The sequence below is a fragment of the Ruegeria sp. BG6 genome, from assembly GCF_056538465.1.
In genome coordinates this window covers 630,925-655,160 of the sequence record NZ_JBQFTB010000001.1, presented here as the reverse complement: position 1 = coordinate 655,160, position 24,236 = coordinate 630,925, and the positions used below count along the sequence as shown (strand labels likewise).

The following is a 24,236-nucleotide window of genomic DNA, read 5'->3' as shown; positions in this document are numbered from 1 at the left end:
ACATCCTCACTTGTTCGCACGGTTTTCGATCAGGTCTTCGACGACCGACGGATCAGCCAGTGTCGAAGTATCACCCAAGCTGCCAAAGTCGTTTTCGGCAATCTTGCGCAGGATACGGCGCATGATCTTGCCCGAGCGGGTCTTGGGCAGGCCAGGCGCCCACTGGATCACATCCGGGCTGGCGATCGGGCCGATTTCGGTCCGGACCCAGGTGCGCAGTTCTTTCAGCAGTTCGTCGCTGGGCTCACGATCATTCATCAGGGTGACGTAGCAATAGATGCCTTGCCCCTTGATTTCATGGGGGTAGCCAACAACAGCGGCTTCGGCGACGGCGGCATGCGCAACCAGTGCGCTTTCTACCTCGGCCGTGCCCATACGGTGCCCGGATACGTTGATCACATCGTCAACGCGACCGGTAATCCAGTAATCGCCATCTTCATCACGACGGCAGCCGTCGCCGGTGAAGTAATAGCCCTTGTAGTCCGAGAAATAGGTCTTTTCAAACCGCTCGTGATCGCCCCAGACGGTGCGCATCTGGCCCGGCCAGCTGTCCTTGATGCACAGAACGCCTTCGACCCCATTGCCCTCAATCTCAACACCGGATTGCGGGTCCAGAACCACCGGCACAATGCCGAAGAACGGTTTCATGGCCGAGCCGGGTTTCATCGCGTGTGCGCCGGGCAGGGGGGTCATCAAGTGACCGCCGGTTTCGGTCTGCCACCAGGTATCAACGATGGGGCATTTCCCTTTGCCGACAACTTCGTTGTACCAGTTCCAGGCTTCGGGGTTGATGGGCTCGCCCACTGTGCCCAGAACGCGCAGGTCGCTCAGGTCGCATTTGTCGACGAATTCATTGCCTTGTCCCATCAGGGCACGGATTGCGGTCGGCGCGGTGTAGAACTGGTTCACCTTGTGCTTTTCGCAGACCTGCCAGAACCGCGAGGCGTCCGGAAATGTCGGCACACCCTCGAACATCAGCGTGGTCGCTCCGTTGGCCAGTGGGCCGTAAACAATATAGCTGTGGCCCGTGACCCAACCCACATCTGCGGTGCACCAGTACACGTCACCATCGTGGTAATCGAAAGTGATCTCATGGGTCATCGACGCATAGACCAGATAGCCGCCGGTCGTATGCACCACGCCTTTGGGCTGACCGGTTGAGCCCGAGGTATAGAGGATGAACAGCGGGTCTTCCGCGCTCATCTCGGCGGGCGCGCAGTAGTCATCCGCCTCAAGCGCCATTTCGTTGTAGTCGTGGTCACGCCCATCCACCCATGTGGTTTGGCCACCGGTCCGCTTGACCACCAGACATTTCACGGTGTCCTTGCAGTGCAGCAAAGCCGCATCGGCATTCGATTTCAGTGGCGTCTTGCGGCCACCGCGCGGGGCTTCGTCGGCAGTGATCAGGACCTTGGCGTCGCAGCCATTGACCCGCGCTGCCAGGGCGTCCGGGGAAAAACCTGCGAAAACAATCGAATGGATCGCCCCAATCCGCGCGCAGGCCAGCATGGCATAGGCGGCTTCGGGGATCATCGGCAGATAGATCACGACCCGGTCGCCCTTGCGCACGCCCATTGATTCCAGAATGTTGGCCATCCGGCAGGTGCGGCGGTGCAATTCGGCATAGGTAATGTGCTGCGCTGCGTCGTTTGGATCATCCGGCTCCCAAATGATCGCGGTTTGATCGCCGCGTGTCGCCAAGTGACGGTCCAGACAGTTTGCCGAAACATTCAGCGTGCCATCGGCATACCAGTTGATCTTCACGGAGCCAAAGCTGTAGTCCACATCCTTGACCTGAGTATAAGGCTTGATCCAGTCGACGCGCTTGCCCTGTTCATCCCAGAAGACATCAGGATCACTGACAGAGGCTGCATACATTGCCGCGTATTTGTCAGCATCGATATGCGCACGGGACACGATTTCTGCGGATGGCGGATATGTTTTGGCATCTGCCTGGGCAGCGGTTGTCATACTGAGGCTCCTCCCTCTAGGACTGGATATTGATGAACCGATTTTGCCCGTCAAACAGGCAATGTCGACCCGTTTCCTCCCGATTGCGAATATACGGGGTTCTGAAAACAAATAAATAAATTGCCGTAGTTCCACGATTTGTTTGTAAACAAATTTCGCTATCTGGTAAAAAAATGTAAAGAAATATGAAAAAGATAAAAAAAATGTATAAATAACAATATCTACCGTGTAACTATTTTCGAACTGCAGTTTTCCGGAATTTCCCGGACGCCTTTTGGATTCCCAATTCTTCTTTCGATTGTTCCGGCAGGTCGCGCCCTGAAGGCGGCAACTCATCAGCGTCTGCGGGGTTGGCACATCCGGATGTTGGCGCTAGCTTTATGTCCAAGCGCTCTGACCAAGGGGCGCATCACAGGGAGAGATCACTATGAACAGGATGTTAAGCGCCGCCGCCGTCGCGGCCATTGGCGTGGCCTTTGCAGGCGAAGCCGTTGCGACCGAATGGAACGCCTCGGTCTGGGGCAAGCGCCGCGCATTTACAGAGCATGTTGAAAAGCTGTCCGAACTGGTTGCCGAAAAGACCGGCGGCGAGTTCAAGATCAACGTCAGCTATGGCGGCTTGTCAAAACCCAGGGAAAACCTGGACGGGATCGAGATCGGCGCATTCGAAATGGCACAATTCTGTGCGGGCTACCATCGGGACAAGAACCGGGCGATCACCGTTCTAGAACTTCCGTTTCTGGGCGTGAACAATCTGGACGAGGAAGTAGCGGTCAGCCACGCGGTTTATGACCACCCGGCCGTCAAAGAAGAAATGGCGCAGTGGAACGCCCGGATCATCATGACGTCGCCCATGCCGCAGTATAACCTTGTCGGCACGGGCGAGCCGCGCGACACACTTGCCGCTTTTGATGGTATGCGCGTGCGCGCGACCGGCGGGTTGGGCAAAGCGTTTGAAGCCGTAGGGGGCGTGCCAACATCCGTGCCCGCCACCGAAGCGTTCAATGCGATGGAATCCGGCGTTGTCGATACTGTGGCATTTGCCCAGCACGCACACCTGTCCTTCGGCACCATCAACGAAGCCGACTGGTGGACGGCCAACCTGAACCCCGGCACCGTAAACTGCCCGGTCGTGGTGAACATCGACGCCTATGAGGCGCTTCCGGCAGAGCATCGCGAGGCACTGGACAGTTCGATTGACGAGGCGATCGATCATTATCTGGCCAATTACGGAGCCCTGCTTGAAAAGTGGGACGGTGTTCTTGAGGAAAAAGGCGTTCAGAAAATCATGATTGACGACGCCGTCCTTCAGGAGTTCCGCGCCAAGGCGGCCGATCCGATCCGCGAACAGTGGATTGCCGACATGACCGATCAGGGTCTGCCTGCGCAGGACCTGTACGATCTTGTTCAGTCGACACTGCAGCAGCAACGCGGCGGAAACTGATGTTTTGAACCGGATGCCATCGGGCGTCCGGTTCTCTTCAACCACAAGGAAAAAGCAGGATGGCGGGACAGGCCACCGTGCTGGAGGATGGCAGCCGTCTCAGCCGTCTGGACCAGCATCTTCTTCGGGCAGAAAGACTGCTGGCCCTGATCAGCGGTCTGGCGGTTTTCTCGCTGATGGTTCTCGCCGTTGTGTCTGTAAGCGGCCGGAATGCGCTCAACGCGCCATTGCCGGGCTATGTCGACTGGATTGAACAGGCGATGCCACTGATCGCATTCCTGGGCGTTTCCTACGTGCAGCGAGATGGCGGGCATATTCGCATGGACATCGTCATCGCGCGTCTTCGCGGCAGGGCGCTTTGGTTCTTCGAGACGATTTCCGTCGTCTTGATCCTCGTCCTGATGATGGCCCTTGTCTGGGGCAGCTGGTCCCATTTCGAGCGGTCGTTCGATTTTGCCGCGCCAATGTGGAGCAGGGACAGTTCCATCGACATTGGTATCCCTCTGTGGCCGGCCAAACTGTTGGCTCCGGTGGCGTTCTCCGTTCTCTGCCTGCGTCTAGTTTTGCAGATCTGGGGATATGGGCGCGCGTTTGTTCTGGGGCTGGATCAACCGGTCGCTGTGCCTCTTATTCAGGACGCGGCCGCACAGGCCGCTGCCGAGGCGGATCAGTTCGAAGGGCAAGGCTGACTCATGGACACGATTGATATCGGATTGTGGGTCACAGGCGGCCTGCTGTTTTTGGTGGTCACAGGAATGCGCGTCGCCTTTGCGGCGGGGCTGGCAGGGCTTGTTGGGCTTGTATGGATTTTCTGGGCCAAGTTCGGATATGACCCCGACCGCTTTGGCAAGGCGCTGACGGTGGCAGTGAAAACGGCCGGGCAGGTGCCGCATTCCAAGGTGGCCTCACACACGCTCAGCCTGATCCCGACATTCATACTCATCGGCTATCTGGCCTACTATGCCGGGCTGACCCGCGCCTTGTTCGAAGCGGCAAAGCGCTGGATTGCCTGGGTTCCAGGTGGCCTGGCAGTGTCGACCGTGTTTGCCACCGCAGGCTTTGCCGCCGTGTCGGGCGCGTCTGTCGCTACGTCTGCCGTATTCGCCCGGGTTGCAATCCCCGAGATGCTGGAGGTCGGGTACAACAAGCGATTTGCAGCAGGCGTTGTCGCCGCCGGCGGGACATTGGCTTCCTTGATCCCGCCGTCCGCCATCCTTGTGATCTATGCGATCATCGTCGAGCAGGATGTTGGCAAGCTTTTGCTGGCCGGGTTTATTCCCGGCGCGTTCTCGGCGGTCATCTATGGGGGCCTGATCGTCGGCATCGCCGTTGTGTTCAAATCAGTCGGCCCGCCGGTCACCGGCTTTACCTGGAAGCAACGTTTCGCATCGCTGCCTGGGGCAATGCCAATCGTTGCGGTGATCCTGATCATCATCTGTTTTGTCTACAACCCATTTGGCGAAAAAGCCTGGGGCACGCCGACTGAAGGCGGAGCAATCGGAGCCTTCATCGTTTTCTGCTTTGCCATCTATCACGGCATGCGCTGGGGTGAATTGAAGTCGGCGCTGCTGGAAACTGCCAAGCTGACGGCCATGATCTTTTCGATCATCTGGGGCGTTCTGATCTACGTCCGTTTTCTGGGTTTCGCCGATCTGCCCGGAGCGTTCTCCGACTGGATCACGTCGCTTGAAATGTCGCCCATGCTGATCCTGATCTGCATCCTGTTGGCCTATGCCGTGCTTGGCATGTTCATGGACGCAATCGGTATGCTGTTGCTGACATTGCCTGTTGTATACCCTGCGGTAATGGCACTGAACGGCGGCGAAGCTGTCAGCGCTGCCGAGAGTGCTTTTGGAATGTCCGGCCCGATGTGTGCGATCTGGTTTGGAATTCTGGTGGTCAAAATGGCCGAGTTTTGCCTGATCACACCGCCAATCGGGCTGAATTGCTTTGTTGTGGCGGGGGTGCGTCCTGATCTCAGTGTTCAGGATGTCTTCAAGGGCGTGACACCGTTCTTTGTGGCCGACGCTGTTACCATCGCCCTGCTTGTGGCCTTTCCGGGTATCGTACTCTATCTGCCGTCCCTGGCTGGTTGACCTGGGTTTTTGCGAGGCTCTGCCTCGCGCTCCGGGATATTTTTGGCCAGATGAAGTAACGGATCTTTAATCAAATTGTCGGACACAGCATTGGCGGTACAGGCAGGGATGCCGATGACCGCGCCAGGTGAAGCTCTCCGGACCAATGGCCGGAGAGCGGATCCCTTGTTCATCTGGCCAAAAATATCCCGGGGGAGTCGCCCGCAGGGCGGCGGGGGCAGAGCCCCCTTGACCTTTGAAACCCTGGCAAGATTCAGGTTTCGGCGCGCATCAACATGCCATAGAGGTCACGTGGATCGTCGGGGTCCGCCAGCATGTCCAGAGGCTCGAAGAAGTCTGTCCCTTCGATGGCGCGTTTGATGTAACGAAGGGCAGAAAAATCCTCGATCGCAAAACCGACACTGTCGAATAGTGTAATCGCCCGTTCATCCGTGCGCCCCTTGGCCTGGCCTGTCATCACCTGCCAGATTTCAGTCACGGGGTGGTCTGAGTCCAGGGCCTGAATTTCGCCTTCGATCCGCGTTTGCTCGGGGTATTCAACGAATATTTCCGAACGCAGCAGGATATCCTTGTGCAACTCGGTCTTGCCCGGGCAATCACCGCCGATTGCGTTTATGTGAACGCCGGGACCGACCATGTTGTCCGTCAGAATGGTGGCGTATTTCTTGTCGGCTGTGCACGTCGTGATGATCTGGGCGCTTTCGATGGCGTCTTCCGCCGTATTGCAGGAAACAACAGTCAGACCCTTGCCTTGCAGGTTTGCCGCGCATTTGGCCGTTGCATTCGTGTCGGTGTCATACAGCCGCACAGTGTCGATGCCGCACATTGCCTTAAACGCCAGGCACTGGAACTCGGATTGAGCGCCATTGCCGATCATGGCCATCGTCGTTGCGGATTTCGGTGCCAGATAGCTGCCGACCAAGGCAGAGGTTGCTGCCGTTCTCAGGGCCGTCAGCATGGTCATTTCAGTCAAGAGGGTGGGATAGCCCGTGTAAACATCCGCCAGCAACCCGAACGCGGTCACGGTCTGCAGACCCTCGGACGTATTTTTTGGATGCCCGTTCACATACTTGAAACCGTATGCCTCACCATCCGAAGTTGGCATCAATTCAATCACGCCATGGGGGGAATGGGCGGGGATTCGGGGCGTTTTGTCGAAGCTTTCCCATCGCTTGAAGTCAGATTCGATCTGCGCGGCAATCTGCGTGATCATCTTTTCAAGGCCGATATGATGGACGAGGCGCATCATGTTGTCGACGGAAACAAAGGGCACAAGCGCCTTGTCAGAAGGTTGCATCAGGGTCTCCTATCGGCGGGACAAGTGAATGCCTGCGATCATGCAGCGCACGGATCCACCCGCTGTTTCAATTGTGGGAACCGAAAGCGGCAGTGGTTTTGCACTGGCTTCGATTATGGAAATCTGTTCGGGCGTCAGTGCTTCCAGCGTCCGGCTGGACAAAGCCAGGACCAGACCGTCTTGGCCAGCCAGCTCAATGGCGTTGCCCGCGAATTCCGCGATCTGATCGTGGGTTAGGTCGATGACGGCACGACCGGTTTCCTCCAGCCTGGCTTTGACTGTCGTGCGTCGCTCGGGGTCGGTGATCATGTCCAGGCAAATCAGCGCATATTCGGTGCCGATACCCATCAGAACGTTGGTGTGATAGACATCGTGCCCCAGGGCATCTTTCGCTTCGAAAACAATAGGCTCATAGTTGAAGTGAGTACAGAACCGTTCGAGCAGAACGGGGTCGGCGCGGTTTGATTTTACCGTGTAAGCCACCCGACCAATGTGATCCAGGACCATCGCGCCGGTGCCTTCCAGCGCCAGCTTGTCCTGTTCGAGACCGGAATAGTCGATCACGTCCTGAACGCGATATTCCTGTTTCAGCATCTCGATGACGTCGGAACGACGTTCGCGCCGCCGGGAAGGAACGTACATCGGATAGATCGCGACATGCCCACCGGGATGGGTTGAAAACCAGTTGTTCGGAAACACACTGTCGGGTGTGTCCAGTTCTCCGTGATCGTCAAAGACGTGAACCCTGATACCTGCGGCCCGCAATTGCGCGACTGCCTGATCGTGTTCATTGCGCGCCGCAGATGAGGTTGCGGTCGCCGAACGGCTGGCAAGTGTCTGGAACGCGTTGTCTCCGTGCGTTTCCGGGTTTGAGGCAAATGCATGCGGCCGGATCATCACGACGGCCGAAGGGGCTTGCAGCGACTGCATCAGAAACTCCGGGTGGGGCGGTCGAATATGCGGCGACCGAGTAACGAGGCGGCCAGATCGACCATCAGTTTTGCGGTTCGGCCGCGTTCATCCAGAAACGGGTTCAACTCTACCAGATCCAGCGAGCGTACGAGGCCGCTTTCATGCAGTAGTTCCATCACCAGATGCGCTTCCCGTTCGGTCGCGCCGCCGGGAACGGTGGTGCCCACGGCAGGTGCGATGGCGGGGTCCAGAAAGTCGACGTCCAGCGAGACGTGCAGGATACCGCTTTCTGCGCGGACGCGGTCCAGAAAGGCCATCAGCGGTGCTTTGATGCCATTTTCGTCAATGCTGCGCATATCGGCCAGCATGGCGCGGTCCTGTTCCAGCGCGGCCCGTTCCGCGGGGTCGACCGAGCGCAGGCCAATCATTCCGACACGGTTGGTGGGCACCGGTGCCGTGAGCGGCGGAAACGCGTCAAACCCGTGCCGACCGGTGAAATAGGCGACCGGGGTGCCGTGCAAATTGCCGCTGCCGGTGCTGTCGGGCGTGTGAAAGTCGCTATGCGCATCCAGCCACAGAACAAAGAGGGGCCGTCCGATGCTGTGCGCATGGGCTGCCATTCCCGCGACCGTACCCATAGAAAGCGCGTGATCACCACCCATGAAAATGGGCAAACCTTGGCGGGCGCTCTCCTGCGCCGCACGGCTCAGCGCCTGGGTCCAGCCTACACATTCGGGCAAGGCGAACAGGTGAGGATGCTCGGCGGTTGCGACGTCGTCAGGGCGGACATCACCGATGTCCGACACGCTGTGGCCCAGATCCATCAGGGCCTTCTGCAAACCCGCGACGCGATAGGCATCAGGACCCATGCGGCATCCCTGCCGACGTTTTCCGGCGTCCATCGGGGCGCCGACAAGTATTATGTTTTCATTTGCCATGTGTTTGTCTAACCTTTCAACACGGCATCCCGGAAGATAGCAAAGTGCTCAAAAAGAAACCCCGATAAACAAACTGGTAAGCGACAATGGACGATTTGGATAGCAAGCTGCTGAACGCGTTGCACCGGGATGCGCGCGCCTCGCTGTCGGAACTGGCGCAGATTCTGGGCGTGACGCGAACAACCGTCCGCAGTCGACTGCATCGCCTGAAACAGTCCGGAGAGATCGTCGGCTTTACCGTTCTGACGCGGCGCGATGTTGCGCAAAGCCCGGTTCGGGGACTGATGATGCTGGAAATCGAAGGCCGGGGAACCGAGCGGACCATGGCAAGGATCGCCGCCATGCGACAGGTAAGAGCGGTTCATACGACCAATGGCAGCTGGGACCTGATTGCCGAGATCGGGGCCGAAACGCTGGCGGAACTGGACGAGGTTCTGTTTCAGATCCGGCGGATGGAAGGGATCACGCGATCCGAAACCAACCTCTTGCTTTCAACGCGGAAGGGGCGCGTCTGACCGGGTGGCGAACTTGCTGCCTGTAGCGCTTTGAATGCTAAGGAAATTGTGCCAAACTCCGCCTGGGCGGTCGGGCAGGCTTTAGCGGCTTTAGTTCCGAATACGCGATTGGTTTGAAGCAGGGAATGTCGTGATGACCGTACAGGAAACAAGTGACGATTCCCGGGTTTTAAGGGTGGCCGAGAAGGCTGCGGCCATGCTGGAAAGACCCTGGGTTCGTATCGCGGTTCCGATCCTCATCACGATCATTGCGCTGACCGTCCTGCACGAGTTGTCTTCGCATGTGAAATGGTCCGACGTTCAGACCGATATTGCGGGTACGTCCTGGAAGCTCATGTTTTTCGCGCTGTGCTGGACCGCATTCAGTTTTCTGTCGCTGTCCTTTTACGATGTGTTTGCGGTCAAAAGCTTGGCGGAAGACAAGGTTCCGCTGCCGGTCGCCGGAATGGCCGGGGCCAGTGGCTATGCTGTGTCAAACTGTCTGGGGTTTTCCTACATCACGGGAACCGCGATCCGGTATCGGATCTATGCGTCGCTTGGGCTGGATCTGGCCCGTGTGGCCGGGGTTATCGCCACCTCTTGGGTGGCCTTCTGGATGGGTATGGTCCTGATCCTTGGCATCTTGCTGACGTTGCATCCGGACGGGATATCTCAGGTTCTTCCGATCAGTGAAACGACCGAAACCGTAATCGGCCTGTGCCTGCTGGCCGGGTTGGCGGCTCTGTTTGTCTGGCTTGCCAGCGGCGGGCGCCGTCTGGCTTATGGTGGGTTTGGCTTCAACCTGCCCGGAGGAAAGCTGGCCAGCCTTTTGACGCTGGCGGCAGTAGGGGATCTGTTTGGCGCATCAATGACACTGTATGTTCTGATGCCGGACGATCTGGGCGTCGGGTTTCCGTATTTCTTTGCCATCTACGTGGCGGCAATTGCCGTCGGTATCCTCAGCCACGCGCCCGGCGGGATCGGTGTGTTCGAGGCTACACTGATCGCGGGTCTCGGTGCCTCTGGCCGATCGGATGTGATCGCAGCCTTGTTGCTGTATCGCGTGGTTTACACGTTTTTGCCCTTCGTCATCGCCAGCCTGTCCATTGCTGTGGCCTATGCGCTGACACAGCGCGACAGGATTGGCGGGGCTGCCAGTTGGGTCTATCGCGCTTTTCGCCCGATTGTTCCAATGGTTGCAGCTGGCGTTTCTGCAGTGGCTGGAGTTGTATTACTGGTGTCCGGCGCGCTGCCGTCCAATTCCCAAAGCCTTGGCGCGTTACGCGAGGTATTGCCGCTTTCGTTCGTCGAAGCCTCGCATCTGGCGGGCAGTGTGGTTGGGGTTCTGCTGATCCTCGTATCACGCGGCTTGTTCCGTAAGCTCTATCGCGCCTGGGTCGTCGCGATGGTTCTGATGGTGGCCGGATTCATCGCTTCGCTCACCCGCGGCCTGGATATCCATGAAGCGCTGAGTATGGTGGTGACCATTGCCGTTCTTGCGGTGTTTCGCGGCGCGTTTTACCGGGTCAGCGGCGCGTCGGTCTTCCGTCTGAATATTCCATGGCTGGTCAGTGTGCTGGCACTGATGGCGGTGATTTTTTGGATCGGTTTGTTCGCGTATTCGCACGTTGAATATCAAAACGCCCTGTGGTGGGAGTTCGCCTGGAACGGCGATGCCTCGCGTTTTCTCAGGTCCAGTCTGGTGGTTGCGGTTATCCTTGGGGTGGTGGCTGTCAATTCCCTGTTCGGGCGCGAAATCCCGGTTCAGGTGCGAACCGAAATACCGGAGGCGGTGGAACGGCTTGCGTTGCAAAGCGAAGACACCGAAGCCCAGATTTCTCTGACGGGCGACAAGCAGTTCCTGATCTCGCCGGATGAAACCGCGTTTCTTGCCTATGCCGACACCGGAAACGCGCTGATCACCAAGGGAGAGCCTGTGGGAGATGAGACCGCGGGTCAGCAGCTGATCTGGCAACTGCGCGAACGGGCGGACCGCGAAGGCAAGCTGTGTGCTTTCTACAGTGTTTCGACCAAATACCTGCCAACCTTTCTGGATCTGGGCCTTTCGATCCTGAAAATTGGCGAGGTCGCGCGGGTTCCGCTGCAAGGGTTTTCGTTGGACGGCAAATCACGCAAACGGTTTCGGCAGGCCAAGAACAGGGCCATACGTGATGGCTATGTGTTCGAGATCATTCCGAAGGAGGACCTGAAACCGGTCCTGCCGGAATTGCGTGAAATCTCGGATCACTGGCTGGCCGGTAAGGCGGGCGAAGAGAAGGGCTTTGCCTTGGGAGGTTTCGACTACGAGTATCTTTCGTATTTCGATCACGCCATTCTGCGCAATACCGAAACCGGCAGGATCGTGGCCTTCGCCAATCTGTTTCAGGGCGGGAACAAGTCTGAACTGTCGTTGGACCTGATGCGTTACGAGCCTGACAGCGCCAGTTTCGTCATGGATGCTTTGTTCGCCGAGATGATGGTGTGGGGGTCCGAGCAGGGGTTCCACTGGTTCTCTCTCGGAGCTGCGCCGTTTTCAGGGATAGAAAACCGGCAACTGGCTTCGCTCTGGAACCGGATCGGGGGGTTTGTCTACGAACACGGCGAGCAGTTCTATCACTTCGAAGGCCTGCGTGCGTTCAAACAGAAATTCGACCCCGAGTGGAGCCCTAACTATCTGGCAAGCCCCGGCGGTCTGGCGGCACCACGCATCCTCTACGAGGTGAATATCCTGATCTCGGGCGGGTTGCGGGGGCTGACAAAATAGAACCTAGTTCAGGCTGACACCGGTCGGGGCCTTTTCCAGCAGATCACCCCAGTCGGTGCGATATGCCATTTCGGCCAGAACGGTGCCGGGCAAGAACTCCTGATTCTGCCGGATCTGCCATCCACCGCCCAAACCTTTGTAGACAGCGACCAGATTGCTGGACACTTGTTGACGTGCGCTGATCAGGTTGGCTTGCGACCGCAACAGGGCGGTTTGCGTGTTCAGAATCCGTGAATAGCTGGCGATGCCATCACGATATTGGCTGATCGCAATCTCGGCCGCCCGGCGCGAGGCCGTGACACTGTTCTGATAGAATTCGACCTGCTTGCGGGCCTGCGCATAGGCGACCATGGCGCTTTCAACCTCGGAATAGGCAGTCAGGACCGTGTTCTGATAGTTGGCGATCAGGGCCTGATATGCGGCGTCCTGCGCCCGCACGTTGTTCTTGATCCGACCATAGTTGAGTACGTTCCAGACAACACCCGCGCTGGCCAGCCCGATGGTGCTGTTGGCGTTGAACAGGTCGCGCCCGCCCGATGCTTGCAGGCCGATTGAACCCGAAAGGATGAACTGCGGATAAAGGTCGGCCATCGCAATCCCGACCTGAGCGGATTGCGTTGCCGCAGCCAGTTCAGCGGCCCGAACATCCGGGCGACGGCGCAACAGTTCCGCAGGTACACCGACCGCGACATTGGACCTTGCCGAGGGGATACGGCCAGAACTTCCAAGCAGGCTGGTCAAGCGCGATGGCGGTTGCCCCAGCAAAACGGCCAACGCATTCTTAGCTTGCTGCAAGTCGCTTTGCAGTTCAGGAACCAGCGCTTTTGTATTGTTCAACAAGGCGGTGGATTCCTGCACATCCAACTCGGTCGTGACGCCGTTGTTGAACCGCAGCTGCGTCAGATCCGCAGATTCCTGCTGAAGTCGGATATTCTCCTGTGCAACGACCAGGGATTCCTGCAGGGCGCGGATATTGACGTAAAGGGCGGCAACATCACCCGTCAGCGTCACAAGGGCATCGTCATAGTTGGCAACCTGCAAAGCCAGATTGGACCGTGCAGCCTGAACGCCGCGCCGCTGCGCGCCCCAGACATCCAGTTCCCATTGCGCGTCGAACCCGACCTGCGAAGTCGAGAACTCCGTGTCCAGCGGGATGATGCGGTTGATATCGGACACCGGATTGAGGTTGTCGCTGATCTGCCGCCTTTCAAGCGACGCACCGACTGCCTGCGATTGCGGATAAAGCTCTCCAAACGCGATGCCCAACTGCGCCCGCGCCTGCAGCACACGCGCCCCGGCTACCTGCAAGGTCAGGTTTTGCGCATAGGCTTCGGCGATCAGTCTGTTCAGGGTGGGGTCGTTGAAAGTTTCCCACCATTTTACCACGGGCGCGCTGCGCGAGGTCAGTCCGCTTTGCCCCGTGTTGGGATTGTTCACTTCGATCCATTGTTTGACGACCGGAGAGTTCGGGCGCACAAAGTCCGGGCCAACCGGAGTGCAGGCTGCAAAGGTCACGACACAAAGCGCGCTGCCCATCAATCTGCGGAAGGTTCTGGCCCGAATCATGATGCGCGTCCTCAAATATCCAGCGGTCGGATGAAGTTGGCGAAGGAATAAAGGCGGATGTTGATGCGCCTGAGAAACTCAAAACTCTTGCCCTGACCGGTATAAATCGCCACTGCAGCGTGACCGCCCGCAGGGAAGGTGTGCCCCTCAGGGATATCGACCGAAATCTGTACGGCGATCCGTCCGGGCAATTTGGGCAGTTCAAAGCCCGGCAGGCGGCCTGAAGGCAGGTATTGACCTTGCCGGGTTGCCCACCAGATCGCCTCGACCTTGCCGGTCAGGATTTCGCCGGGATACAGGTCCAGCGCCACCTCAACCGGCTGACCGGGTTCGACGAATTTCAGGTTCTGTTGACGGTAGGTGGCCAGGACATAGGGATTGTCCTTTGTTACAAAGCTTGCGATTGCACCCAGACGGATATCCCCGACAACCAGGCCGGGCCGGGCCTGCTGAGAAACAATCATGCCGTCTTCGGGCGCATAGATCGTCGTGTTATCGAGGAAGTACTTGGCTTCGTCCAACTGCGACTGGGCCTGCAGGATACCGGTATTAACGCCATCGATCTGCGAGGCTTGCGCCAGCTTTGCCTTTTCAAGATTGGCTTCGGCTTCGTGCACCTGTGCCTGATCCTCAGTGACCTGCTCGTTCCAACGGTCAAGCTCATCCTGACGGGCGCCACCCGCAGGAACAAGATTCTCGTATCGGGCCTGTTGCGTCTTCGCATAGGCCAACTGCGCATTTGCACGCTCAATTGCCTCGGACGCGGCTATGACATCCTGTTCAAGAATTTTCGCATTTTGTTCAGCGGCAACAAGCTGGGCTGTCGCGTTGTCCACCGCAAGCGAGAACACCGTGTCGTCAAAACGATAAAGCGGGTCGCCCTTTTTGACCTCGGTGTTGGGTTCAACCAGAACCTCGGTCAACACCGTTGGTTGCGTCAAACGGGGAACGATCTGGATAGTTGACCTGACAACATGACTGTCGATCGAGAATGGCTGAAAAAACCGCAAGGCGACCAGAAAGATCAGCAGCAAATGTGCGCCGACCCAGAACGAGACGATGCCCCAGACGATATTGAATTTCAGCCATTGCGCCTTGAAGAAAATGAACCAGACGAAAATGATGTAAAACAGCGTGATGCCAAGGGCGACGAACATGTGTTTTGACTTCCTCTGGCCTTAGCTTTTCTGCGCGTCGTCTGTATCAAGCGCGTCGCGGTATTCCGGTTTCACGACGCCGCCCAACCGTTTGATTTCATTCCGGATAGCATCTTTTTCTTCATCTGGTCCGCGGCGAAAATCAACGGTTACACCGTCGTGGAAAGCCCAGATAAAGGCGTGAACCCAAGGCACGATGGCCAAAAAACCCATCCAGCCCATGATCTTGACGGCCTCGGCATGCGGGTGATTGCGCTTGATCGCGATGCGACCGGGCAACCCCATGATGAACAGGAACAAGCCCATGACCGCCGCAAGCAGCAATATCAGCGCGACAAATGTCAGGTAGTCATAAAATTCCAGCGGCTGACCCAGTAACCCCATGCTCGTGCCTCCATTTTGGGAAGGTACCCCATCCTCAGGCGTAGGTGCCCGGTACGTCAATCGAATTGTCTCTGCCCGGCGGGATCAGGCCCAAATCAAGTGACCCCAAAGGCAAGAACAACCGTAAATTGTCCCGATACTGGCAGGCGATTGGATATCTGGCAAGGAATGGGGCAATGAAACCGGCAGAAATGTAATCCGCACCGCAGGTTAAAGGCAGAGCTTCACCTGAGTCTCCCATTCCTCACATTTAGCGTTCAGATCATGTGGCAAAGCGTGGTCCGTGAAGAACATCCCGATATCGGCCAGCGATGCGATTCGCGCCGGGGCGGTGCGTTGAAACTTGGACTGATCCGCCACAAGAAACGTCTGCCGTGCCTGTGCGATGATCGTCTGGCTGACCTGAACCTCCTGAAAGTCGAAATCCAGAAGATCGCCATCGGCATCCAGTGCCGAACATCCGATGATCGCGTAATCGACCTTGAACTGCCGAATGGTCGAGGCCGTCAAATCTCCGATCAGGCCGCCGTCAGAGCGGCGCAGGACCCCACCCGCCACCACGATCCTACATTCGGGGTTTTCAACCAGTATGTTGGCAACATTCATGTTGTTGGTAACGACCATCAGGTTCTTGTGGTCCAGCAGATGCCGGGCGACAGCTTCGGTCGAGGTTCCGATGTTCATGAATACCGATGCCCCGTCCGGAATGCTGGCTGCGCATAATTCGCCAATACGGGACTTGGCCTCTTCATTCAGGCCCCGGCGGTCTTCGTAACCGATATTTGAAACGCCCGAGTGCAAAACGGCGCCCCCATGGACACGGTCGAGTTTCCCCATGTCAGCCAGTTCCGCCAGATCCCTGCGAATGGTCTGCACCGTCACGCTGAACTGTTCCGCCAGCCCTTCGACAGTCACTCGCCCTTGTTGGCGAGCGATTTCCAGTATGTCGGACTGACGGAAGGAAAGAGACATGCAAACACCTGTGTTCTAAGGTGCATTCGTTTTTGTTCTTTTTTTCGAATTTTTCAAGAGGAATGAATTTCTGGGCCAATTCTCAATGAAAATTTCGTAAAAGCGAAAGAAAACGAAAAATATAGTTGACGATGCGAAGGCGACAACAGTTAATGCGCATAGTTTTTCCAGACAGAGAATCGACCAGCTATGGAAGCGCAGGAAAACCTGATCACCGACCTTTTCATCATCGGCGGGGGGATCAACGGATGTGGCATCGCCCGGGACGCCGCCGGGCGGGGTCTTTCGGTTAGCCTGGCTGAAATGAACGATCTGGCCTCGGCCACGTCGTCGGCATCGACAAAGCTGTTTCACGGAGGGTTGCGGTATCTCGAATACTTCGAGTTTCGCCTTGTCCGAGAGGCCTTGATCGAACGCGAAACCCTGCTGCGGGCCATGCCGCATATCAGTTGGCCAATGCGCTTTGTGCTGCCCTATCACAAGGACATGCGATTTGACGCGGAAACGCCGACTTCGCGGCTGCTCAGCACAGTGATGCCATGGATGCGGGGCAGGCGTCCGGCCTGGCTGATCCGGTTGGGTCTATTTCTCTATGACCATCTCGGCGGCCGCAAAATCCTGCCGGGCACATCGTCATTGAACCTGCGATCGGTGCCGGAAGGCAGGCCTTTGAAAGGTAAATTCGAAACCGCCTATGAGTATTCCGACTGCTGGATCGAGGATTCGCGCCTAGTCGTCCTGAACGCCCGCGATGCGCAGGCACGAGGGGCCGAGATCATGGTTCGCACCGAAGTCATGTCAGCAGATCGCGTTGACGGGCTGTGGAATGTAACGGTTCGAGACCGGGATAGCGGAACCCAACGTGTCATTCGTGCAAAGATGCTGATCAATGCCGGCGGCCCCTGGGTCGGCGACATTATTCAGACCAGGATCCGCATGAATTCGCGCGATGGCGTGCGGTTGGTTCGCGGCAGCCATATCGTGACGCGTAAGCTTTACGATCACGACAAATGCTATTTCTTTCAGGGTGAAGATGGCCGGATCATATTTGCAATTCCTTATGAGCAGGATTTCACGTTGATCGGAACCACCGATCAGGATCATCCCGATCCGTCCCAGCTGCCGGTCTGCACCGAGGACGAGCAGGACTATCTGTGTGCGTTCGCCTCGAAGTACTTTGATCAACCCGTATCGCGCGAGGCTGTCGTATGGACCTATTCCGGCGTACGCCCGCTTTATGATGACGGGGCCAGGAGCGCTACGGCCGCGACGCGGGATTATACGCTCAAGGTCGATGCACAGGGCGGTGCGCCTGTTCTGAATGTCTTCGGCGGAAAAATCACGACCTATCGCCGGCTGGCCGAAAGCGCGATGGAAAAGGTTGCCGAACATTTCCCGGCTCTGTCCGGACCGTGGACCGCTGGTGTCGCGTTGCCGGGGGGTGATTTTCCGGTCGACGGGATAGAGGATCTGGTTCAGGGTTTGCGATCGGATTACGGTTTTCTGGACGAAAAATGGGCGCGCCGTCTGATCCGGGCCTATGGAACCGAAGCGCGCCTGATGCTGGGCAAGGCCCAAAACGCAGAAGATCTGGGGGAGGGGTTCGGAGCCTCGTTGACGGCTCGTGAACTGGCGTGGCTGATGGACCGGGAATTCGCGCGTGATGCCGAGGATGCAATCTGGCGGCGGAACAAACTGGGTCTTCGCCTGAGCAGCGAACAGATTGCGCGCATTCAGCAGTGGATGGATGAGCGAAAACGGTCAGGCGTAGCCGTATCCGCCTGATGGACAGAAAAAAGCCCCGCAGAAAATGCGGGGCTTTTTTCTGCCTTATGCAGTCTCTTCCGGCGGCGCCGGATCATTCCGGGTGCCCTTGACCCATTCCCGCAGGCTTTGCATCAGAGCGTACAGGACAGGCACAAGAATGACGCCGACCAGCGTGGCCGCCAGCATTCCGCCAAATACAGCCACGCCGATGGCCTTCTGGCTGGCCGCGCCCGCGCCATTGGCTGCAAGCAATGGCACAACGCCCAGCAGGAACGAAAGTGCGGTCATCATAACCGCGCGGAAACGCTGGAATGCGGCCTCGGCCGCCGCGTCTCGGATCGACAGGCCATTGGCGCGCTGCTCCATCGCAAATTCGACAATCAGAATGCCGTTCTTCGAGGCAAGCCCCACAAGCATGATCATCCCGATCTGCGTGTAAAGATTGATGTCACTTCCCACGATGGCCACTGCAGCGACGGCGCCGAACAGGGCGACGATAACAGACAGCAGGATCGAGACAGGCAAAGTCCAGCTTTCATATTGTCCGACAAGGAACAGGTAGCCGAACAGAATCGCCAGTCCCAGGATCACTATAACCAGACTGCCCGACGCCAATTGTTGCTGCGCGGTCCCGGTCCATTCGAAGGCGTAACCGGGGGGCAGGGCGTTTGCCGATTCCTCGGTCATCACAGTGATCGCGTCGCCGCTGGACAGCCCCGGTGCGGGTACTGCTGTCACGGTCGCGGATCGGAACAGGTTGTGACGTTTCAGCAGGACCGGCCCCAGCACGTTCTCGACGTCGATCAAAGTGCCGAGTGGCACCATCTCACCCTTGGTGGACCGCACATACAGGTTGGAGATGTCTTCGACATTGTCGCGATAGGTGCCGTCCGCCTGGATCATCACGCGATAGACCCGGCCAAACAGGTTGAAGTCGTTGACATAGTACGACCCCAACTGCGCCTGCATGGTCTGAAAGATCTCGGCCACGGACACTTGCAGCGTCTTGGCCTTCTCGCGGTCCAGATCGACAAACAGCTGCGGGACATTCGCGCGGAAAGTGGTATAGGCCTGACCGATTTCCGGGCGCTGATTGGCTGCGTACACGAACGAGCCTACCGCCGATGCCAGATCCTGGGGCGTACCGCCACCGGTCTGCTGAACCTCCATCTCGACACCGGCGGACATGCCAAGACCCTGAATGGGCGGTGGGTTGAACGCCACGATCGATGCAGCGGACTCGCCGTTTGCGATTGCCAGAACTTTGGCAAGGATGGCATTTGCGCTCAGGTCGTCCTCTTGCCGATCATCCCAATTATCGAGGTTTACGAAGATCGCAGCGCCGTTGGTGATCGTTCCGTTCAGCAAAGAAAACCCGTTGACCAGAACCGTGCTTGCGACACCGGGGATTTCCTGAATCTGCGCATCCACACGGCGCGTGACGGCTTCGGTCCGTTCCAATGTGGCGGCGTCCGGCAATTGAACGTCGACAAATAGATAGCCGTTGTCCTCGAGCGGGATAAAGCCGCTGGACGTGTTCGACATGATCGTGCCGGTACCCATGGCAAGGGCAACGATGACACCCAGCGCGATGATCGGCAGGATCAGAAGTTTGCGCACAATGGCGACATACCCGCCGCGTACCGTGCCAATGAACTTCTCAAACACGGCAAGCAGGCCTTTGGGCGGGCCAGAGCGTTCCTTCAGCACAAGGCCGCACAAAGCGGGCGAAAGCGTCAGTGCGTTGATCGACGAAATCACCACCGCGGTCGAGATTGTGACGGCAAACTGTGAATACAATCGTCCCGAGATACCGGGCATGAAAGTCACGGGCACAAAGACGGCCAGCAGAACCAGAGTGGTCGCGATGACCGGCCCGGTGATCTGACCCATCGCCTTGCGGGTTGCCTCTGCTGGGGGCAGGCCCTCGTCCGCGATGATCCGTTCGACATTTTCAACGACAACGATCGCGTCGTCCACCACGATCCCGATGGCCAACACCAATGCAAACAGAGAGATCGTGTTCAGCGACATCCCGAAAAGCAGCAAAAAGGCGAATGTCCCGATCAGTGATACAGGAATCGCCACAGCCGGGATAATCGTCGCGCGCCAACTGCCAAGAAAAACGAACACAACCGAGATCACCAGAATGAAGGTCAGGATCAGGGTCGAGACCACATCGTTCAGCGATTGCTGGACAAAATCGGTGGTGTTGAACGGCACCTGATATTCGACATCTGTCGGGAAGGCGCGAGACAATCGTTCGAGTTCCGCCTGCACACGCTCGGACACGGCCAGCGCGTTTGCTCCGGGTGCCTGATAAATGCCAAGCACGGTGGCCGGTACAGATTGGAAATACCCCGAAGCCGAGTAGAACTGGGCCCCAAGTTCGACCCGCGCGATATCCCGGACCCGAACGATCGAGCCCGCATCACCGGTCCGAATGACAATTTCACCGAATTCGGCAGCCGATGTCAGGCGTCCCTTGGTCTTGATCGTGTACTGGAATGTCTGTCCTTCCGGCACGGGCGGCGACCCGATTGAACCTGCCGAAACTTCGATATTCTGTTCGCGGATGGCGTTGATCACATCGCCGGGCGTAATGGACAGCGCGGCCATCTTGTCGGGATCCATCCAGATCCGCATGGCGTATTCCAGATTGGTCAGAACATCCGCCTTACCTACACCCTGCACACGCGCCAGCGCGTCCTTCAGGTTAATTGAGGCATAGTTCGACAGGAAGACGCTGTCATAAGTGCCATTGGGCGATGTCAGCGTCACAAGCAGCAACATGTTTGTCGATGCTTTCTGTGTAACCACGCCGGATGCAGTCACTTCGGTCGGCAATGACGACATGGCCTGCGCCACGCGGTTTTGCACGTTGACCGAAGCGATGTCAGGGTCGGTGCCCACTTCAAACGTAATGTTCAGCGAATACGATCCGTTATCGGATGAGGTTGACGTCATGTAGATCATGTCGTCCACACCGTTAACCTGCGCCTCGATCGGGGCGGCCACGGTGTTTTCCACGGTTTCAGCGTTCGCGCCTGTATAGGTCGTCGTGACGCTGACGACAGGTGGCGTGATGTCAGGGAACTGGGCGACCGGCAGGACAAGGTAGCCGATGCCGCCCATGATCGTCAGAACAAGCGAGATGACAAGCGCCAGCTTGGGCCGGCTGATGAACAGGGCTGAGAACATCCGTTATTCTCCCGGCTGCTCGGATGCGACAACCGCATCCACCGCGACACCCGGGCGAACCCTTTGCAGCCCTTCGACGATGACGCTTTCTCCCTCGCGCAGCCCGTCAAGCACGATGATGGCGGTGCCGAATGTATCGCCGGTGGTGATATAGCGTTGTTCGACCATCTGTTTGTCGTTGACGACCAGAACGAATTCGCCGCGCTGATCGCGTTGCAGTGCAGCCTGCGGGACCAGAACCCGCAAGGTGGGCTCCAATGCCTCGATATGGACATTCAGGAATGCACCGTCGAGGATCAGGCGGCTTTCGTTGTCGAACTGGGCGCGGACGGTGATGGCGCCGGTCAGCGGGTCAATGCGGTTGTCGACAAATACGATCTCGCCGGTTTCGCCCAGCTCTGTGCCATTGGGCAGCGTCACCCTGACCACCGGGCTTTTGTTGCTTTCGGCCAGGGATGAGGCATTTTCATCGACGGCCTGCAGAACCGTGGTGAACTGTTTTTCGTTCAGCGAGAAATTGACATAGATCGGCGCTTCGCTGACCAGATTGACAAGTGGCGGATTGGTCGGGCCGACGACGTCGCCGACACTGGTGGATACCCGTCCGATCCGGCCCGTGAAAGGCGCGTGAATTTCAGTGTAGCTCAGGTCCAGTTCTGCCTGTTGAATGGCGGCATTGGCCGCTTTCACCTCGGCCTCGGCGACCAGCTCGTTGGCGCGGGCAATATCGCGTTCCGATTCCGGCGTCGCGTCGCGCTTGTACAATTCTTCCTTACGGGCCAAATCGACCTTGGCCAGTTCCAGATTGGCCTCGGCCCGGTCCAGATCGGCTTTGCGAGCCTCCAGAGTGGCCTGATACAGGTCGGGTTCAATAGTGAACAGCAGGTCGCCCTGGGTCACGGACGCCCCGTCCTCAACATTCTGACTGTCAAGAAACCCGCTGACCCGGGCGACAATATCGACCTTGTCGATGGCTTCGGCGCGCCCGATGAACACGGCCTCGTCAGTGATTTCCTCGGAATAGGCGGCCGCGATGGAAACCTTGGGCGGCGGCGCGTCGCTTTGTTCCTGTGCCAGCACAGGTTGGACCATGCCCAGACAGGCCAGAACGGCAAAATACTTGCCAAGTGTCCTGACTGCTCCGCTGCTACGGAAAATCGGGTGCTTTGCTGCAAGGGACATGGAAAGAGCCTCGTTCAATCTATGGATTAGGCGCCGCGATGGCATGTGTGCCTTTTTGAGTCGGCGGAATTACGTGGCAGGATGGCCGCTTTAAGACAATATCTCAAGTGTCTTGAATGTGTTCCCTTCCACTATGCATGCAGAGATTTCTCCGCCGATTGGTACATTTAGGTCGGTGCCCAAACAAAAACGGGGGCTCAAGCGGCCCCCGTTTTGGTATTTCACATGAATGTTCGGTCAGGTGCGCGTTCCGGCAAACCGCGTTTGCCAGTCTTCGCGTTGTTCGTCGGTGATCTTGGCGAACAAAACCTCGGGCACTGTGAACGCGTGACCGGCGGGCAGGGCGTTGAGCGCGTCGGCGACATTGTCGGGCCAGCCGGTGTCCAGCGTGTTCATCGCACTCAACATCCGGGCCGAGGTGTCGGGGATGAACGGCGCGCTTAGAACTGCATAAAGCCGGATCAGGTTCAGGCCCAGCCGGACCTGCGCGGCAGCCTGTTCGGGGTCTTCCTTGAAGGTCGACCAAGGGGCGGCGGCTTGCAGATATTCATTGCCCGCAACCCAGATGGCCCGCAGTTCTTGCGCGGATTTGCGGACATCCATCGCCTCCATGTGACCTTCATAAGCGCGAACACGTTTGGTGAGCTCGTCAATCAGCGCCTGTTCCCGGTCGCCGAAGGCACCGCCTTCCGGCACGGCCTCGCCGAATTTCGAGCGGCAGAACTTGGTAATACGGCTGACGAAGTTGCCCAGCACGTCGGCCAGATCCTTGTTCACGGATTGCTGGAAGTTTTCCCAGGTGAACTCACTGTCGCTGCTTTCGGGCGCATGGCTCAGCAACCACCAGCGCCAGTAATCGGCAGGCAGGATCTCCAGCGCCTGATCCATGAACACGCCACGCCCCTGAGAGGTCGAGAACTGTCCACCATCGTAGTTCAGGTAGTTGAAGGATTTCAGATGGTCCACCATCTTCCAAGGCTCGCCCGATCCCAGAATGGTTGCCGGGAAAGACAGGGTGTGGAAGGGCACGTTGTCCTTGCCCATGAACTGAACGTAACGCACGTCATCGGCACCCTTGTCGGTACGCCACCAGCGTTCCCAATCGGCGTCGGTCCTGCCGTTCGCATCTGCCCATTCCTTGGCGCAGGCGATGTATTCAATCGGCGCGTCGAACCAGACATAGAAGACCTTGCCCTCCATTCCCGGCCAGTCCTGTTCGCCTTTCTTGACCGGAACGCCCCATTCCAGATCGCGGGTGATACCCCGGTCTTGCAGGCCGTCGCCGTCATGCAGCCACTTTTTCGCAATCGATGTGGTCAGGATTGGCCAGTCTGTCTTGCTGTCGATCCATGCATCCAACTGGTCTTTCATCGCTGATTGACGCAGATACAGATGCTTGGTTTCGCGCACTTCCAGATCGGTCGAGCCGGAAATGGCCGAGCGTGGCTCGATCAAGTCGGTCGGGTCCAGCTGCTTGGTGCAATTCTCGCACTGGTCACCGCGCGCGCGCTCGTAGCCACAGTTGGGGCAGGTGCCCTCGATGTAGCGGTCGGGCAGGAACCGTTTGTCGGCGTTGGAATAGACCTGTTTCTCGCTGACTTCGCGGATCAGTCCGGCGTCATCCAGTTTGCCTGCAAAATGCTGCGTCAATTTCTTGTTCTGCTCGCTGGACGAGCGTCCGAAGTGATCGAAGCTCAGGCCAAACCGCTTGGCGATATCGGCCTGAATGCCGTACATCTCGGCGCAATATTCCGCGACCGGCTTTCCTGCCTTGGCGGCAGCCAGTTCGGCCGGAGTGCCGTGTTCATCGGTGGCGCAAAGGAACATTACCTCATTTCCCCGGCCACGCTGGTAGCGTGCGTAAAGATCGGCAGGCAATTGCGAGCCGATCAGATTGCCGAGGTGCTTGATCCCATTGATGTAAGGGATCGCCGAGGTGATGAGAATCCGAGCCATTTTCCGTTTCCGCGTATCTGTCTGCGCGCCCGTCTACAGCATGAATCTCGCCAGCAAAAGACCGGTTACACCGATAGACGCCCGAAAAGACGCGTAAGTGCAGAAGCAATGTAGCCTTCGCGCGGTGGTCCCGGA

17 protein-coding genes are annotated in these 24,236 nt (G+C 57.9%); 6 read left to right on the top strand and 11 right to left on the bottom strand.

Annotated features, from left to right (window positions below; all coding sequences use genetic code 11):
* Positions 1 to 6: 6 nt before the first annotated feature.
* Positions 7 to 1,971 (bottom strand): acetate--CoA ligase, encoded by a 1,965-nt coding sequence (acs, locus tag ACR0JW_RS03250; RefSeq protein ID WP_170824578.1) that lies wholly within the window; start codon positions 1,969 to 1,971, stop codon positions 7 to 9.
* A 427-nt stretch (positions 1,972 to 2,398) separates the two neighbouring features.
* Between acs and ACR0JW_RS03245 the strand changes: the two genes are divergently transcribed.
* The 3 genes from ACR0JW_RS03245 to ACR0JW_RS03235 are packed head-to-tail and all read left to right on the top strand — an operon-like array spanning position 2,399 to position 5,511.
* Positions 2,399 to 3,415 (top strand): C4-dicarboxylate TRAP transporter substrate-binding protein, encoded by a 1,017-nt coding sequence (locus ACR0JW_RS03245; RefSeq protein ID WP_480713577.1) that lies wholly within the window; start codon positions 2,399 to 2,401, stop codon positions 3,413 to 3,415.
* Between the two features lie 59 nt (positions 3,416 to 3,474).
* Positions 3,475 to 4,104 carry a TRAP transporter small permease gene (locus ACR0JW_RS03240; RefSeq protein ID WP_170676728.1) on the top strand — a complete coding sequence of 210 codons (630 nt, stop codon included), beginning with the start codon at positions 3,475 to 3,477 and terminating at the stop codon, positions 4,102 to 4,104.
* A 3-nt stretch (positions 4,105 to 4,107) separates the two neighbouring features.
* A complete protein-coding gene (locus ACR0JW_RS03235; protein ID WP_170676730.1) occupies positions 4,108 to 5,511 on the top strand; it encodes a TRAP transporter large permease in 1,404 nt (467 codons plus the stop codon).
* A gap of 253 nt (positions 5,512 to 5,764) precedes the next feature.
* Here ACR0JW_RS03235 and ACR0JW_RS03230 read toward each other — a convergent pair whose 3' ends face one another.
* The 3 genes from ACR0JW_RS03230 to rocF are packed head-to-tail and all read right to left on the bottom strand — an operon-like array spanning position 5,765 to position 8,658.
* Positions 5,765 to 6,811, bottom strand: a complete 1,047-nt coding sequence (locus ACR0JW_RS03230) for an ornithine cyclodeaminase (protein WP_480713633.1) — start codon at positions 6,809 to 6,811, stop codon at positions 5,765 to 5,767.
* 6 nt (positions 6,812 to 6,817) lie between these two features.
* Positions 6,818 to 7,738 (bottom strand): citrulline utilization hydrolase CtlX, encoded by a 921-nt coding sequence (gene ctlX, locus ACR0JW_RS03225; protein WP_170676734.1) that lies wholly within the window; start codon positions 7,736 to 7,738, stop codon positions 6,818 to 6,820.
* Positions 7,738 to 8,658 carry an arginase gene (gene rocF / locus ACR0JW_RS03220; protein ID WP_480713576.1) on the bottom strand — a complete coding sequence of 307 codons (921 nt, stop codon included), beginning with the start codon at positions 8,656 to 8,658 and terminating at the stop codon, positions 7,738 to 7,740. The genes ctlX and rocF overlap by 1 nt, the downstream gene beginning before the upstream one ends.
* A gap of 86 nt (positions 8,659 to 8,744) precedes the next feature.
* On the opposite strand from rocF, the gene ACR0JW_RS03215 reads away from it, so the two are divergent.
* Positions 8,745 to 9,173, top strand: coding sequence for an Lrp/AsnC family transcriptional regulator (locus tag ACR0JW_RS03215; protein ID WP_170676737.1), 429 nt, complete (start codon positions 8,745 to 8,747; stop codon positions 9,171 to 9,173).
* A gap of 133 nt (positions 9,174 to 9,306) precedes the next feature.
* The gene (gene mprF / locus ACR0JW_RS03210) at positions 9,307 to 11,916 is read left to right on the top strand and encodes a bifunctional lysylphosphatidylglycerol flippase/synthetase MprF (protein WP_170676739.1); all 2,610 of its coding nucleotides are present in this window, start codon (positions 9,307 to 9,309) and stop codon (positions 11,914 to 11,916) included.
* Positions 11,917 to 11,919: 3 nt separating this feature from the next.
* Here mprF and ACR0JW_RS03205 read toward each other — a convergent pair whose 3' ends face one another.
* From ACR0JW_RS03205 to ACR0JW_RS03190, 4 genes are all read right to left on the bottom strand, one after another.
* Positions 11,920 to 13,482: an efflux transporter outer membrane subunit gene (locus ACR0JW_RS03205; protein WP_170676741.1), complete on the bottom strand. Its 1,563-nt coding sequence runs from the start codon at positions 13,480 to 13,482 to the stop codon at positions 11,920 to 11,922.
* 11 nt (positions 13,483 to 13,493) lie between these two features.
* Positions 13,494 to 14,639 carry an HlyD family secretion protein gene (locus ACR0JW_RS03200; RefSeq protein WP_170616245.1) on the bottom strand — a complete coding sequence of 382 codons (1,146 nt, stop codon included), beginning with the start codon at positions 14,637 to 14,639 and terminating at the stop codon, positions 13,494 to 13,496.
* 21 nt (positions 14,640 to 14,660) lie between these two features.
* Positions 14,661 to 15,023 carry a DUF3302 domain-containing protein gene (locus ACR0JW_RS03195; RefSeq protein ID WP_170616246.1) on the bottom strand — a complete coding sequence of 121 codons (363 nt, stop codon included), beginning with the start codon at positions 15,021 to 15,023 and terminating at the stop codon, positions 14,661 to 14,663.
* 210 nt (positions 15,024 to 15,233) lie between these two features.
* Complete coding sequence (locus tag ACR0JW_RS03190; protein WP_170676743.1) at positions 15,234 to 15,995, bottom strand: DeoR/GlpR family DNA-binding transcription regulator; 762 nt, start codon at positions 15,993 to 15,995, stop codon at positions 15,234 to 15,236.
* 189 nt (positions 15,996 to 16,184) lie between these two features.
* Here ACR0JW_RS03190 and glpD point away from each other — a divergent pair, with 189 nt between their 5' ends.
* The gene (gene glpD, locus ACR0JW_RS03185) at positions 16,185 to 17,780 is read left to right on the top strand and encodes a glycerol-3-phosphate dehydrogenase (protein ID WP_480713575.1); all 1,596 of its coding nucleotides are present in this window, start codon (positions 16,185 to 16,187) and stop codon (positions 17,778 to 17,780) included.
* 45 nt (positions 17,781 to 17,825) lie between these two features.
* Here glpD and ACR0JW_RS03180 read toward each other — a convergent pair whose 3' ends face one another.
* The 3 genes from ACR0JW_RS03180 to metG all read right to left on the bottom strand — a co-directional run bounded on the left by ACR0JW_RS03180 (position 17,826) and on the right by metG (position 24,101).
* Positions 17,826 to 20,963 (bottom strand): efflux RND transporter permease subunit, encoded by a 3,138-nt coding sequence (locus ACR0JW_RS03180; protein WP_480713574.1) that lies wholly within the window; start codon positions 20,961 to 20,963, stop codon positions 17,826 to 17,828.
* Between the two features lie 3 nt (positions 20,964 to 20,966).
* A complete protein-coding gene (locus tag ACR0JW_RS03175) occupies positions 20,967 to 22,145 on the bottom strand; it encodes an efflux RND transporter periplasmic adaptor subunit (protein WP_480713573.1) in 1,179 nt (392 codons plus the stop codon).
* A gap of 237 nt (positions 22,146 to 22,382) precedes the next feature.
* The gene (gene metG, locus ACR0JW_RS03170) at positions 22,383 to 24,101 is read right to left on the bottom strand and encodes a methionine--tRNA ligase (RefSeq protein ID WP_480713572.1); all 1,719 of its coding nucleotides are present in this window, start codon (positions 24,099 to 24,101) and stop codon (positions 22,383 to 22,385) included.
* Positions 24,102 to 24,236 lie beyond the last annotated feature (135 nt).